This window comes from Rhodococcus sp. NPDC003382, from assembly GCF_053589135.1.
This window is the reverse complement of record NZ_JBSFRH010000042.1, coordinates 1-14,258: the sequence shown is the minus strand read 5'-3', so window position 1 is coordinate 14,258 and position 14,258 is coordinate 1. Positions and strand designations below refer to the sequence as shown.

The 14,258-nt window shown below is 70.9% G+C and carries 13 protein-coding genes; 9 read left to right on the top strand and 4 right to left on the bottom strand.

From position 1 onward, the window contains the following. Positions 1-6 precede the first annotated feature (6 nt). The 3 genes from ACWDUD_RS23575 to ACWDUD_RS23565 form a co-directional block, all read right to left on the bottom strand. A complete protein-coding gene (locus ACWDUD_RS23575) occupies positions 7-492 on the bottom strand; it encodes a MarR family winged helix-turn-helix transcriptional regulator (protein ID WP_450110868.1) in 486 nt (161 codons plus the stop codon). Between the two features lie 80 nt (positions 493-572). Beyond that, positions 573-1,508: a universal stress protein gene (locus tag ACWDUD_RS23570; protein ID WP_450110867.1), complete on the bottom strand. Its 936-nt coding sequence runs from the start codon at positions 1,506-1,508 to the stop codon at positions 573-575. Between the two features lie 60 nt (positions 1,509-1,568). Continuing rightward, entirely contained in the window at positions 1,569-3,407 is a 1,839-nt protein-coding gene (locus tag ACWDUD_RS23565) for a zinc ribbon domain-containing protein (RefSeq protein WP_450110866.1), read from the bottom strand. Positions 3,408-3,699: 292 nt separating this feature from the next. On the opposite strand from ACWDUD_RS23565, the gene ACWDUD_RS23560 reads away from it, so the two are divergent. Beyond that, positions 3,700-5,367, top strand: a complete 1,668-nt coding sequence (locus ACWDUD_RS23560; protein ID WP_450110865.1) for an SLC13 family permease — start codon at positions 3,700-3,702, stop codon at positions 5,365-5,367. A gap of 189 nt (positions 5,368-5,556) precedes the next feature. Continuing rightward, complete coding sequence (locus ACWDUD_RS23555; RefSeq protein WP_450110897.1) at positions 5,557-6,324, top strand: dioxygenase family protein; 768 nt, start codon at positions 5,557-5,559, stop codon at positions 6,322-6,324. Between the two features lie 6 nt (positions 6,325-6,330). Here ACWDUD_RS23555 and ACWDUD_RS23550 read toward each other — a convergent pair whose 3' ends face one another. After that, positions 6,331-6,786, bottom strand: coding sequence for a peroxiredoxin (locus ACWDUD_RS23550; protein ID WP_450110864.1), 456 nt, complete (start codon positions 6,784-6,786; stop codon positions 6,331-6,333). A 56-nt stretch (positions 6,787-6,842) separates the two neighbouring features. Here ACWDUD_RS23550 and ACWDUD_RS23545 point away from each other — a divergent pair, with 56 nt between their 5' ends. From ACWDUD_RS23545 to ACWDUD_RS23515, 7 genes are all read left to right on the top strand, one after another. Next, positions 6,843-8,420: an anthranilate synthase component I gene (locus tag ACWDUD_RS23545; protein ID WP_450110863.1), complete on the top strand. Its 1,578-nt coding sequence runs from the start codon at positions 6,843-6,845 to the stop codon at positions 8,418-8,420. Continuing rightward, positions 8,417-9,127, top strand: a complete 711-nt coding sequence (locus ACWDUD_RS23540; protein WP_450110862.1) for a TIGR02234 family membrane protein — start codon at positions 8,417-8,419, stop codon at positions 9,125-9,127. The genes ACWDUD_RS23545 and ACWDUD_RS23540 overlap by 4 nt, the downstream gene beginning before the upstream one ends. A gap of 86 nt (positions 9,128-9,213) precedes the next feature. Next, positions 9,214-10,023: an indole-3-glycerol phosphate synthase TrpC gene (trpC, locus tag ACWDUD_RS23535; RefSeq protein WP_248676677.1), complete on the top strand. Its 810-nt coding sequence runs from the start codon at positions 9,214-9,216 to the stop codon at positions 10,021-10,023. Between the two features lie 224 nt (positions 10,024-10,247). Continuing rightward, complete coding sequence (gene trpB / locus ACWDUD_RS23530) at positions 10,248-11,498, top strand: tryptophan synthase subunit beta (RefSeq protein WP_197251702.1); 1,251 nt, start codon at positions 10,248-10,250, stop codon at positions 11,496-11,498. Continuing rightward, complete coding sequence (gene trpA / locus ACWDUD_RS23525; RefSeq protein ID WP_197251700.1) at positions 11,495-12,298, top strand: tryptophan synthase subunit alpha; 804 nt, start codon at positions 11,495-11,497, stop codon at positions 12,296-12,298. Before trpB ends, trpA begins: the two co-directional genes overlap by 4 nt. Beyond that, on the top strand, positions 12,295-13,362 hold the full coding sequence (lgt, locus tag ACWDUD_RS23520) for a prolipoprotein diacylglyceryl transferase (RefSeq protein ID WP_248676676.1): 1,068 nt from the start codon (positions 12,295-12,297) through the stop codon (positions 13,360-13,362). The genes trpA and lgt overlap by 4 nt, the downstream gene beginning before the upstream one ends. Before the next feature lie 75 nt (positions 13,363-13,437). Next, on the top strand, positions 13,438-14,199 hold the full coding sequence (locus ACWDUD_RS23515; protein WP_197251701.1) for a TM2 domain-containing protein: 762 nt from the start codon (positions 13,438-13,440) through the stop codon (positions 14,197-14,199). Positions 14,200-14,258 lie beyond the last annotated feature (59 nt).

The window sequence follows — 14,258 nt, the reverse complement described above, 5'->3', positions numbered from 1 at the left end:
ACTGCCCTAAGCCCTGCCGGTCCCCTCGGCGAGCCCCTTGTCCAGCTGTGCGACGAGCACCTTGCCGAGTTCGGTGAGGGCGCGCAGCTGATCGTCGTCCAGCCCGTCGAACACCAGCCGGCGCACCGTCTCGACGTGGGACGGCGCCGCCTCGACGACCTTCTCGTAGCCGCTGTCGGTCAGTACCGCGTACGAGCCGCGGCTGCCCGGAATCGGCTCGCGGTACACCCAGCTGCGCTTGGCGAGGCGGGTGACCACGTGGGACAGCCGCGACAGCGACGCATTCACCGATTCCGCGAGGACGGACAACTGGGCGCGCCGGTCCGGTGCCTCCGACAGCAGCGCGAGGGTGAAGTACTCGAAGTGCGTCAGATCGGAGTCGCGCTGGGTCTGGGTGTCCAGGGCGGCGGGCAACCGGGTGATCACCGACACCAGCAATCGCCAGGCGGCCTGCTCGTTCGGGTCGAGCCAGCGGGGACTGTCGCTGCCCATGAATGTGTCCTCGCTTCCGTCGTCACTACCCGTCCAGCCTGCCAAAGAGACGGGTGCTCGCGCGCGGCGGGCCGCTCCGATCACTTCGGATCGGTGTCGTCCGCGCGGCAGATCATCACGGGCCGCTCCGCGCGGTGAAGAAGATTCTGACTCGTCGAACCGAGCAGGGCACCGGCGATGCGGCCCCGGCCGCGGCTGCCGACGACCACGAGCTGGGCGTCGTCCAGGACCCGCAGCAGCTCGCGTGGCGCGGATCCGCGCGTCGATACCTCCTCGACCGCCACGTCGGGGAAGCGCTGCCGGTAAGGGGCGAGAATCTCGCGCAACTTCGACGCCTGCTCGCCTGCCACGGCGTCCCAGTCGACGAGGAGCGTCGCCGGACCCACGATCGGCATCGAGTCGGTGATCACGGTGTCGGCGGCGAATTCGCCGGTCCAGGTGCGGACCGCGGTGACGGGTGCGCCCGTCAGTTCGGCGAAGCCGAATGCGGTTTCGGTCGCGTTCGCGGATGTCGACGTGCCGTCCACGCCGACGACGATCGGGCGGGTGTCCGGTCCCGGATCGGCCGGGTCGCCGCGCCACACCACGACCGGGCACGGCGCGCGGCCGGCCACCCGGGACGCGGTGGAGCCGAGCAGCCACCGCTCGACCGACCCGCGACCGGTCGCGCCGACGACGATGAGCGACGCGTCCTTCGCGGCCGTGAGCAGGGTCGTCGCGGGGGCCTCCTCGTCGAGCAGCGTCGTCAGCTGCGCCTCGGGTGCGTGCTCCCGGACGGCGGCGACCGTCTCGGAGAGGATGCGGGTGCCGTCCTCGGTCAGGCTGTCCGCCAGTTGCTGGGAGAGTGTCGGATCGCCGATGCCGAGCAGACGCGTGGGGTGCGATGTCGAATGCACCAGTTGCAGTGACCGGCCCAGCTTCCCGGCGACCGCTGCGGCCCATTTCGCGGCGCCGAGCGAGGTGTCGGATCCGTCGATGCCGACCGCGATGTGTGTTCCGGTGTTCACGAATGTCATGCCTTCCTCGCCTTCGGCCGATGGTCAGCTGTCGTGCGAACATGCGTGGCGATCGAGCGTCTACGTAAATCTGATACTTCCTGCCGCTGACGTGGCAGGCGGTGAAGATCCACGTTTCTCACGGCTACCCACCACACCATCGTGCGATGTTGCGGGCTCGACCGTGTCCCACACCGACGCTTCGGGTGCAGGACAATTCCTCGATTGTGTCACCCCCTTCGGGGGTGTCGCGGCGGGAACACTGCGGCGGACCCGGCGATGCCGAGGCCTGCGCGGGGTCGGGCCGGTCTTGTCCCGGCATTTCCGGACCGGGGCGTGCACCGCGGTTCGGATCTCGACGCTCCCACTGCGGGTGCGGACCGCCGCAGCGCGCCCCGACAACGCCCGTGCGGCGAGGTTCACCGCCGCCACATGATCACGATTCCCACCCACCTTGCACGCCTCGCACCATGCCGTGTGATAGCCACCGGGGCGGGTCAGCGGCTCATCACAGCCCGGACACCGTGCCGACGATCCCCGCGCCGGCACCGACACCACCACCACACCCACTCGGGCCGCGGTGTGGGCCAGGGCATCGACGGTCTTGCGGCGGGCGGACTGCGCCGCCCGATTGTTGTTGCACCGGCCGCGCCTGCGAGCCTCCAGGGTGGTCAGGTCCTCCACCGCGATCACCGTCGCCTGCGAGGCAGCGGCGTGGTCGACGATCTGGCGGGCGAAATGAAACGCCAGTTCCCGGTTGATCCTGGCGCGTTTCACACCGATCGCGAGACGATTGTCGTCGAGGACCTCGATTTTCGCCTCCAGCTCCGCCCGCACCCGGGGCGAGGCGTTCTCGGCGAGCCGGCGCAGCCGGGCGGCCTTGCGGTGCAGGAATTGGCCTTCTGTCTGGAGGCGGGCGAGTGTGATGCCGAGACCACGATCGTCGTAGGTGAAGCCCCGAAAGTCGGAGACCAACCCGTCGCCGGTGTCGGTGACCACGGCGGCGGCGCCGAGGGTGGCCGGTGACCAATCCACCCCCACCGCGACCGTGCCCGCCGCGAGGTCGCCGGCGGGGACGGCTTCGGTGGCGGCGCACCGCAGCAACAGACCCCGCCCGTCGAGGGTCAGGGTCGGCAGATGCCACTGTGTGATCGTCCGGCCGTGCAGGTGCGGGGGGAGCGCGGCGGTCATCCGCACCGGGCGCCACTGCGCCCGCCCGGTCGGGGCGGCGGTGGTGGGCAGCTTCACCGTCAGCACCATGATGTCGCCGGTGACGGTGAGCCGGGCGAGTTGTGTGTCGGCGGCCGAGAGCCGGGCCATCGCACCGACCCGCGGCGGGGTTTGGATGTCGGTGATCCGCAACCGTGTGGGTTGTGCTGCGTCCCACATCGCGTCGCCGGACGTTGCCTCGCCGACGTGGCGGGTCCGGGCGAGCAGTTGACGGCGCACACCCCGCGCGAACCCCGCCGGCACATACTCCGCAGCACACTCCGGTGCGGCGATGCGTCCGGTGACGGGATCGAACCGGGCCGACAGCGCCGCGATCGCCGCATCCCGATACGCCAGGGTCCGCAGGGTCGCGGTGGCCTGGGCGGTGACCACCCGCGTCACCCGCGACGGCACGTACACCCCGCCGGGATAGATGGGGGTCCAGCCCAGACGCGCCGCCGCGACGTGCCCGTGCTTCGGCAGTGCCCGGCCGTCGCGGTCACGGCCGGCGGCCAGGGTGTCGAAGGTGTCCGGGTGCCACAGGCGGGTGAGCAGTTCGGTTTCGGCGCCGGTGATCAGGTCGAGCAGCCATGCGATGCGAATATCGAGGTCGTCGAGTCCGATCTGCTCGCCGGTGCTGTCGTCGACCGCCGCGTACGGGCGGGTGGTGAACGCGAACGGGCGCCGGCCCATCGGTGCGGTGTTGCTCATCCGTTCACCCCCGCCCCGTGTCGTCGTCGATCGGTTCCTGCCGGAAACATCTCGTCGTGCTCGACCGCGGCTCCGACCGTAGCGTCGGGCACCGACAGACTCGGTTCGGTCCGCGTCCCGACCGGGTCGGGGTGTGTGCCGGCGCGGTGACCGACCCTTGCGATGCGTGCCGATCCCGCTCCTCCGGGACACGCAGCAAGGCAACAGGAAGAATCGGAGAGTATGACGGAGTATCGGATTTCTCGTCGACTGTTGTGAGCCTGCCGCGACACGAGTTGAGACTATCTCTCGCATGGCTCTTCTCGCGGCGTTCATTGTGGTGACGACCCTCGTCGTGATGACGACCGGGAAGGCCCCTGCGGTGCTGGCATTGGCCACGGCACTGGTCGTCGCGGGCCTGGCCGGGATTGCCACTCCGGCCGAACTGTTCGCGGGGTTGAGCAACAGCGGCGTCATCACGATCGCGGCGATGCTCGTCATCGCGAAAGGCGTCCTGCGGACCGGGGCGGTTTCCCGCGTCACCCATCTGCTGCTGTCCGGGGTTCGCACCTCGGGTCAGGTGCTGCGCCGGTTGATTCCGTCGGTCGGGGTCGTCTCGGCGCTGATCAACACGACCCCGATCGTGGCGATGCTCATCCCGGCCACGAAGGAACTCGAGCAGCGGTCCCGGATCCCGGCGCGCGGAATCCTGCTGCCGGTGGCGCACGCGACGACCCTGGCGGGGTCGGCGACGCTGATCGGAACCAGTTCGAATCTGCTCATCGCCGGGCTCGCCGAGCCGGCCGGGGTGCGGGTGTCGATGTTCTCGTTCGTGCCCATCGCGGTGCCCGTGGCCGTCGTTGGCTGGCTGGTGCTGACGGTCACCGCACCCTTGCTGCTCGGTGGACGGGTCGCCGAGGGCGAACGCGACCTGTCGTGGCAGGCCGAGATCCCGATCTCGGCGCGGGCGCTTGCCGTCGGCCGCACCGCATCCCGGCTCGACGTCCGTTCCACGGCGGAGTACGAACTCGTGGAGATCCGCCGCTGGGGCGACCCCGTGGACATCGACAGCCCGCTCGAGCCGGGCGACGTCCTGGTGTACCGGGCGACCGAGGCCGGTGTCCGGATGCTGTGGTCGAACCCGGTTTTCGGCCTCGTTCCGCAGCGGTTGTTCCGCGTGGCCATCGCCACCAACGAGGGCCGGTCGGTGCGCGACCTCGAGGAGCACGAGGACATCCTGGTGATCGCCGCGCAGACCGATCGGCTGCTGCGTGAGGCTCCCGCGCAACCCGGTGGGCTGTGCCTGGTCACCGCGGAATCGGCCGACTCGCTCGCGGACAACTCCCTGGTCGCGGTGTGGCGGGAGCTGTCCGGCAAGGCGCCGCAGGCCGCGAAGACGTGGATCGCCGTGAGCATCCTGGCCGCCACCATCGCCGCGGCGTCGTCCGGCGTCCTCGCGGTCGAACTCGTCGCGACCGCCGGCGCCGTCCTGATGGTGCTGACCGGGGTGTTGACGCCGAGATCGGCCGTGCGCGCCCTGAACTGGAACATCCTGGCGATCATCGCCGGATCGGTGGGGCTGGGCACGATCGTCGTGCGCAGCGGCCTCGGGGACTACATCTCCGACGCCGTTCTCACCCTGGCGGCCGGGAACGTCGCGTTGATCGTGCTGGTGTTCGTCGTCGGCACCACGGTGTTGACGAACGTGGTGACCAACGCCGCCGCCGCGGCCATCCTGACCCCGATCGCCCTGCAGATCGCCGCGACCACGGACCTGGATCCGGTGCTGCTGCTCACGCTGATCGGCACGTGCATCTCGTTCACCTTCCTCAACCCGTACAGCCACCAGACGAACCTCATGGTGTTGCGCCCGGGCGGGTACTCGACGGCGACGTTCGTGCGGTTCGGGATCCCGCTGACGCTGGCGGTCGCCGCGTCGGCGGTGGGGGTGGGCTGGGCGCTGCTCACGTTCACGGGCTGACGCGGACGGTCCGGCCGGTCGGAGGCGCCCGGTACGACGGTCGGTGCACCGATATTTCGGTACGCCCGCCGTCATTTCGGTCTTCTCCGGTGTGAGCACGCTCGCGGCGGTGGGGAATGAACTTGGCGATCCGCTCGTTGCACCCCTATGATGGTTGAAGCTTCAACTTTTAGGAGTGTCATGAGCACCATGCCCGCCCTGTTCCTGAGCCACGGCGCCCCGCCGCTCGTCGACAGCGAACTGTGGGTGTCCCAGCTGCAGCGGTGGGCAGCGGACCTGCCGCGACCCACGGCGATCCTCGTGGTGTCCGCGCACTGGGAATCGGCGCCGCTGACCATCGGCGCCACCGCCACCGGCACCCCGCTCGTCTACGACTTCTGGGGCTTTCCGCAGCGCTTCTACGAGGTCACCTACACCGCACCCGGCGCACCCGACCTCGCCCGCCAGGTCGCGGCGCTGATGCCCGACAACGAACCGGTCGTGCAGCAGCCCGACCGCGGTCTCGACCACGGCGCCTATGTGCCGCTGACCGTCATGTACCCCGACGGCGACATCCCGGTGCTGCAGATCTCGCTGCCCACCCTCGACCCGCAGCGGCTGCTGCACCTCGGCGAGCGCCTGCGGCCGCTGCGCGAGCAGGGCGTGCTCATCGTCGGCTCCGGCTTCACCACCCACGGCCTGCCGTTCCTGCGCGACATGCGACCCGAGGCGACCGCCCCCGGCTGGTCCTCCGAGTTCGACGCGTGGGCCGGGGAACGGTTCGCGGCCGGCGACATCGAGGGACTGCTCGACTTCCGCACCGGGGCACCGGGCATGCCCTACGCGCACCCGACCGTCGAGCACTTCGCGCCGCTGTTCGTCACGCTCGGTGCGTCCAGCAACCCCGAGCAGTCGGCCCGGCAGGTCATCGACGGATTCTGGATGGGCCTGGCGAAACGCTCGATCCAGGTGGACTGAACCCGCTCAGCGGGCGCGCAGCGCGTCGAGCGCGCGGTCCGCGTGCACCGACGCGCGCAACTCGCTCGCGACCACGTCGAGGATGCGGCGATCGGTGTCGATCACGAACGTGGTCCGCTTGACCGGGGACAGCTTCCCGAGCAGCCCGCGCCGCACCCCGTACGCCGCGGCGGCGACACCGTCCGGGTCCGACAGCAGCGGGAAGTCGAATCTCTGCCGCGTCGCCCACGACGCGAGCCGGTCCACCGGATCGGCGCTGATCCCGACGCGGGTCGCGCCGACGGCGGCGAACTGCGCCGCCAGATCCCGGAAATGGCAGGCCTCCGCGGTGCACACCGGCGTGAACGCGGCCGGGTAGAAGAACAGCACCAGCGGGCCGTCGGCGAGCAGCTCGCCGAGCGAGCGCAGCTTGCCGTCCTGGTCGCGCAGCGAGAAATCGGGGGCGATGTCACCGGGTCTCATGCCCGGCGACGCTACCGCGCGCGCGGCCCTCGCGGCAGCCCTGGGATGATGGGCGCATGTCCGGCGAGCCCACCACCATTCCCGCAGCCAGCGACCCCTCCGCGCGCGGTCGATCCGATACCACCACCCGCGAGGAGTTCCGGGTACTCGCGGCCGAGCACCGCGTCGTGCCCGTCACCCGCAAGGTGCTCGCCGACGCCGAGACGCCGCTGTCGGCGTACCGGAAGCTCGCCGCCGACCGGCCCGGAACCTTCCTGCTCGAATCCGCGGAGAACGGCCGCTCCTGGTCGCGCTGGTCGTTCATCGGCGCCGGCAGCTCCGCCGCGCTCACCGTCGTCGACGGTGAAGCCGCCTGGTACGGCAGCGTTCCCGCCGGCGCACCCCAGGGCGGCAACCCCGTCGACGTCCTCGGCGAAACCCTGAAGCTCCTGCACACCGAGCGCCTGCACGGCCTGCCGCCGCTGACCGGCGGCATGGTCGGCTACCTCGGCTACGACACCGTCCGGCGCCTCGAGAAGCTGCCCTCGATCGCCGAGGACGACCTGCAGATCCCCGAACTCGTCATGCTCCTCGCGACCGACCTCGCCGCCGTCGACCACCACGAGGGCACGATCTGGCTCATCGCCAACGCCGTCAACTGGGACGGCTCCGACGAACGAGTCGACGAGGCCTACGACGACGCGGTCGCCCGGCTCGACCGGATGACCGCCGCGCTCGCCGCCCCCGCCGCGTCCACCGTCTCCACGTTCGCGAAGCCCGCCCCCGACTACCGGCGGCAGCGGACCACCGAGGGCTTCGGCGCCGACGTCCGCAAGCTCATCGGCGACATCGAAGCCGGTGAAGCCTTCCAGGTGGTGCTCTCGCAGCGCTTCGAAATCGACTGTCCCGCAGCGCCCATTGACGTGTACCGGATGCTGCGCGCGTCGAACCCGAGCCCGTACATGTTCCTGCTGCACATTCCGGGCCCGGACGGGGAGACCGCGTTCTCCATCGTCGGATCCAGCCCCGAGGCGCTGGTCACCGTCTCCGACGGCGTCGCCACCACCCACCCGATCGCGGGCACCCGGTGGCGCGGCACCAGCGAGGAGGAGGACGTCCTGCTCGAGAAGGACCTCATCAACGACGAGAAGGAGAACGCCGAGCACCTCATGCTCGTCGACCTCGGCCGCAACGACCTCGGTCGCGTGTGCGAACCCGGCACCGTGAAGGTGCACGACTACCGGCACATCGAGCGGTACAGCCACGTGATGCACCTGGTCTCGACCGTCACCGGCCGCCTCGCCGACGGCAAGCACGCCCTCGACGCCGTCACCGCGTGCTTCCCGGCGGGCACCCTGTCCGGTGCGCCGAAGGTCCGCGCGATGGAACTCATCGAGGAGCTCGAACCGACCCGCCGCGGCATCTACGGCGGCATCGTCGGCTACCTCGACTTCGCCGGCGACGCCGACACCGCCATCGCCATCCGCACCGCGCTCGTCAAGGACGGCGTCGCGTACGTCCAGGCCGGTGCCGGGGTGGTCGCCGACTCCGATCCGGTCTACGAGGACACCGAGGCCCGCAACAAGGCCATGTCCGCGCTGTCCGCGGTCGCCGCCGCCGCCACCCTCGTCCCCTACGGTGGTGACCCCGAGTGACCGACCCCGTCGCACCCGCACCCGCACCCGCCGCGCCGCGCCGCCGCCCCGCCGTCGTGGCGGCGCTGCTGCTCGGCGTCGCCGCGCTCGCGCTGTGGGCATCGAGCCGGATGACGTGGGTGACCGTGTCCTCCTCCGACGGGCTGGGACAGGATCGGACCAGCACACTTGACGGCGGCACCTGGGCGGCCTCGCTGACGCCGCTCGCGCTCGTGCTCGTCGCCGCGATCGCCGCGTCGTTCGCGGTGCGCGGCTGGGCGCTGCGGATCGTCGCGGTCGCGGTCGCGGCCGTCGGGATCGCCGCGGCGGTTCCGGCCGTCGGACTGTTCGCCGGCGGCGCCGACCCGGAGGACGCGGCCCGCATCGCGGAACTGCCCGCGCGGGCGACGGTCACCGCCACCGACATCGCCTACGGACCGGCCGTCCTTGCCCTGGTAGGGGCGGTCGCGGCGCTGGTCGCGGGGGTGGTGTTGTGGCGGACCCCGCGCAGTCAGGCGGGCCTGTCGTCGAAGTACGCCGGTCCCGCCGCGCGACGCGAGGCGGCCGCGCGGCGCGGCGAGGGCGACGAACCGGTCACCGAACGCGCCCTGTGGGATGCCCTGGATGCGGGGGAGGACCCGACGCTCGACGCCGATCCCGCCCCGGACGCCACCCGCAAGCCGCCTCGTGACGGCGAAGACGGCGACGATTCGGGTACCCGCCGCTGACCGCTGTGGAGCGGCCCACTAGGCTTCAGGAACCTGATGAGCTTCGTCACAGGGGGATTGACAAGGGTGCGGAAAGGACTCGAGCCATGACAGTTCTCGACTCGATTCTCGAAGGGGTGCGCGCCGACGTCGCCGCCCGAGAGGCGGTCGTCGACTTCGACACCGTCAAGGCCGCCGCTGCCGCCGCACCCCCGCCGATCGATGCGAAGGCTGCGCTGCGCGAGCCCGGGATCGCCGTCATCGCCGAGGTCAAGCGGGCCAGCCCGTCGAAGGGCGCACTCGCCGACATCGCCGATCCGGCCGAACTCGCCAAGGCCTACGAGGCCGGGGGAGCACGCGTGATCAGCGTGCTCACCGAGGAACGCCGCTTCCACGGCAGCCTCGCCGACCTCGACGCGGTCCGCCGCGCCGTGCGGATCCCGGTGCTGCGCAAGGACTTCATCGTCGGCCCGTACCAGATCCACGAGGCCCGCGCGCACGGCGCCGATCTCGTGCTGCTGATCGTCGCCGCGCTCGAACAGCCCGTGCTCACCTCCCTCATCGACCGTGTCGAATCGCTCGGCATGACCGCGCTCGTCGAGGCGCACACCGAGGAGGAGGCGACCCGCGCTCTCGAGGCCGGCGCGACCGTCATCGGGATCAACGCCCGCAACCTCAAGACCCTCGAGGTCGACAAGGGCACGTTCGCGCGGATCGCGCCGGGCCTGCCCAGCGACGTCCTCAAGATCGCCGAGTCCGGTGTGCGGGGCCCGGCGGACCTGCTGGCGTACGCCGGTGCCGGTGCCGACGCCGTGCTCGTCGGTGAGGGTCTCGTGACGAGCGGCGACCCCCGCCAGGCGGTCGCCGAACTGGTCACCGTGGGTACGCATCCGTCCTGCCCGAAGCCGGCACGCTGACCGACCGGACCCTCCGAACGACGATCAGACAGCCGCGCAGTGTCCTCACTGCGCGGCTGTCCGCGTCGTCGGCGGATACCGGTGCGCGCGGACGTCTTCGGCCGACGACGCACCGCGAACTGCGCGGGTGACCCGACGGCACGGCGGGTGCGATGGTGGGGCAGACTGGACACGTGACTGCAGACGATTCCGTCCTCTCGGCCAAGGGCCGCGGCCTTCCCGTCATGAGCGAAGCCGTGTCCGTCCCCACCGCGCACGAACCGGACGCCAAGGGACACTTCGGGGTCTTCGGTGGCCGCTACCTGCCCGAGGCGCTCATGGCCGTCATCGAAGAGGTCACCGCCGCCTACGAGAAGGAACGCACCGACCCCGGTTTCCTCGCCGAGCTCGATCGTCTCCAGCGCGACTACACGGGCCGGCCGTCACCGGTCTACGAGGCCACCCGGCTCAGCGAACACGCCGGCGGCGCGCGCCTGCTCCTCAAGCGCGAAGACCTCAACCACACCGGCTCCCACAAGATCAACAACGTGCTCGGGCAGGCCCTGCTCGCCAAGCGCATGGGCAAGACCCGCGTCATCGCCGAGACCGGCGCCGGTCAGCACGGTGTCGCTACCGCGACCGCGTGCGCCCTGCTCGGCCTCGAATGCCTCGTCTACATGGGTGAGGTCGACACCCAGCGGCAAGCCCTGAACGTGGCGCGCATGCGCCTGCTCGGTGCCGAGGTCATCGCCGCCAAGACCGGCTCGCGCACCCTCAAGGACGCCATCAACGAGGCGATGCGCGACTGGGTCACCAACGCCGACAACACCTACTACTGCTTCGGCACCGCCGCCGGGCCGCACCCGTTCCCGGCGATGGTCCGCGACTTCCAGCGCATCATCGGCCTCGAGGCGCGCGCCCAGGTGCAGGCCCACACCGGTCGCCTGCCCGACGCGGTCGTCGCCTGCGTCGGTGGTGGTTCCAACGCCATCGGCATCTTCCACCCGTTCATCGACGACCCGTCCGTCAAGCTCGTCGGCATCGAGGCCGGCGGCGACGGCGTCGAAACCGGACGGCACGCCGCGACCATCGGCGGCGGCACCCACGGCGCCCTGCACGGCGCGTACTCGTACCTGCTGCAGGACGAGGACGGCCAGACCATCGAATCGCACTCGATCTCCGCGGGTCTCGACTATCCCGGTGTGGGACCGGAACATTCGTGGCTCGCCGACACCGGCCGCGCCGAATACCGGTCGGCCACCGACACCGAGGCGATGGACGCGTTCAAGCTGCTGAGCCGCACCGAGGGCATCATCCCCGCCATCGAATCGGCCCACGCGGTCGCCGGGGCGCTGAAACTCGGCCGCGAACTCGGCGAGGGAGCGATCATCCTGGTGAACATCTCGGGCCGCGGCGACAAGGACGTCGACACCGCCGCCAAGTGGTTCGGCTACCTGCCCTCCGACAGCACCGACACCGAAGGAGCCGCGCAGTGAGCGCACCGCACGAACGCCTCTCCGCCATCTTCGCGACCTGCCGCGCCGAGAAGCGCGCCGCGCTCGTCGGTTACCTGCCGGTCGGCTACCCCACGGTCGAGAAGTCCATAGAGGCCGTCACCGCGCTCGTGGAGGGCGGCTGCGACCTCGTCGAGGTCGGCATCCCCTACAGCGATCCCGTCATGGACGGCACCACCATCCAGAACGCCGCCAACGCGGCGCTCGCCGCCGGTGTGCGCGTGCGGGACGTGTTCCCGGCGGTGAAGGCGGTCACCGACGCCGGTGGCGCCGCCGTCGTCATGACCTACTGGAACCTCGTCCTCAAGTACGGCGTCGAGAACTTCGCGCGCGACCTCGCCGCGGCGGGCGGGCTCGGCATCATCACCCCGGACCTGATCCCCGACGAGGCCGCCGACTGGATCGCCGCGTCCGACAAGTACGGGCTCGGCCGCATCTTCCTCGTCGCCCCGTCGTCGACCAACGAGCGGCTCGCGATGACCCTCGACAACTGCCGCGGGTTCGTCTACGCGACGTCGACGATGGGCGTCACCGGTGCCCGCGACAACGTCGACAACCGCGCACCGGAGCTCGTCGCGCGGGTGCGGGCCCACTCCGACATCCCGGTCGGGGTCGGTCTCGGTGTCCGCAACGGCGCCCAGGCCGCGGAGATCGCCGGATACGCCGACGGCGTCATCGTCGGTTCCGCGCTCGTCACCGCCGCCGCTCAGGGCCGCGACGCGCTGCTCGAGCTGACACGCGATCTCGCGAAGGGAGTGCGCTCGGCTACCGTGGCACCGTGACCGACACGACCACGTTCCTCGCCTATCTTCCCTCGCCCCCACAGGGCGTCTGGTATCTCGGGCCGGTGGCCCTGCGTGCCTACGCCCTGTGCATCATCGTCGGCATCGTCGTCGCGATCGTGTGGGGTGACCGGCGCTGGGTCGCGCGCGGCGGCGAGAAGGGCACCGTCCTCGACATCGCCGTGTGGGCGGTGCCGTTCGGCCTGATCGGCGGCCGGCTCTACCACGTCGCCACCGACTGGCGGAAGTACTTCGGCGACGGCGCCGATCCGATCGACGCCCTGAAGATCTGGGAGGGCGGTCTCGGGATCTGGGGTGCCGTCGCGTTCGGCGCGGTCGGCGCCTGGATCGGCTGCCGCCGCCGTGGAATCCCGCTGCCCGCGTTCGGGGACGCCCTGGCGCCCGCGATCCTGCTCGCCCAGGCCATCGGCCGGCTCGGCAACTGGTTCAACCAGGAACTGTACGGTCGCGAGACGACGCTTCCGTGGGGCCTCGAGATCTACGAACGCCGCAACGACGCCGGTCAGGTGTCGCCCGGCCTGATCGACGGCGTCTCCACCGGGCAGGTCGCCTCGGTGGTGCACCCCACGTTCCTGTACGAACTGCTGTGGAACGTGCTGATCGTCGTGCTGCTCGTCGTCGTGGACCGCCGCTTCCGGATCGGGCACGGCCGGCTGTTCGCCCTCTACGTCGCCGGGTACTGCCTGGGCCGGTTCTGGATCGAACTGATGCGCAGCGACGCCGCCACCCAGATCGCGGGCATCCGCATCAACTCGTTCACCTCCGGCATCGTGTTCGCGCTCGCAGTCGCGTACTTCGTCTTCGCCCGCAAGGGCCGGGAGGCGCCCGAGGAGCTGAAGTCGACCCGGACCCGGCACTCCGAAGACGGGACCGACGGTGCTGTGACCGCCGGTAACAGCGCGGTCGCGAAGGGCGATGAGGACCCGCAGGAGGGCGACGACAAGCAGGCCGACGACAAGACGGCCGACGCCGAGCCAGCGGACGAGAAGTCAACCGAGAAGCCGGTCGAGGAGGCCGGCGGGTCGAAGACGGCGGACCGCTGACCCCTGCCTGAACCGAACCCGGGAGCAAGCGCCGGTAAGGTCTGACACACACATCGACCACGAGGGGGATCACCAGTGACAACACCGGATCCGGCTGCTTCCGACCCGAATTCGGGCCGCCCGATCGATTTCGGCAAGAAAGCATCCGACCCAGCGGACGCGCAGTCGAACCCGAACTTCGGACCCGGGTTCGACTACGACGCGACCGCGCAGGCATCTCTCTCGGAGCCGCCGCAGACCTCCGAGTCCACGGCAGCGTCCCCGGGAACCGCCGGCCCGGGCTGGGACACCTACTCGGGCATCGGCAACGGCCCGGGCTGGGGCACCACGCCCAGCTACCCGCCGCCGTCCGACTACTCGTCGGCGCCGCAGCAGCCCGGCGGTCCGGCCGGTCCCGTCTACGGCACCCCGAACCCGCAGTACCCGATGGGCGACCAGTCCGGTTACGGCGCACCGGGAGGATTCGGGGGACCGACCCCGCCTCCGCCGCCGCAACCCTACGGTGCCGCGCCCGGTTACGGTGCCGCCGCCCCCGGCTACGGCCCGGGTGGAACGCCCGGCTACGGCTTCGCCGACCCGTCGGCGCCGTACGGTCGTGATCCGCTCACCGGCGAGCCGTACTCGGACAAGTCGCGGATGACCGCGGGTCTGCTCGAGATCCTCCTCGGTGCGTTCGGCGCCGGCCGGTTCTATCTCAACCAGCCGGGCCTGGCGATCGCGCAGATCGCAGTGGTGTGGCTGACCTGCGGCCTCGGTGGCATCTGGCCGTTGATCGACGGCATCATGATGCTCACCGGCAAGGTTCGGGACGAGCACAACCGGCCGCTGCAGCCCTGATCGCGGTACCCGAACAAGCCACGTCTTCTCGCGGAGGGCCCGGCTGCGCATGCTCGCGC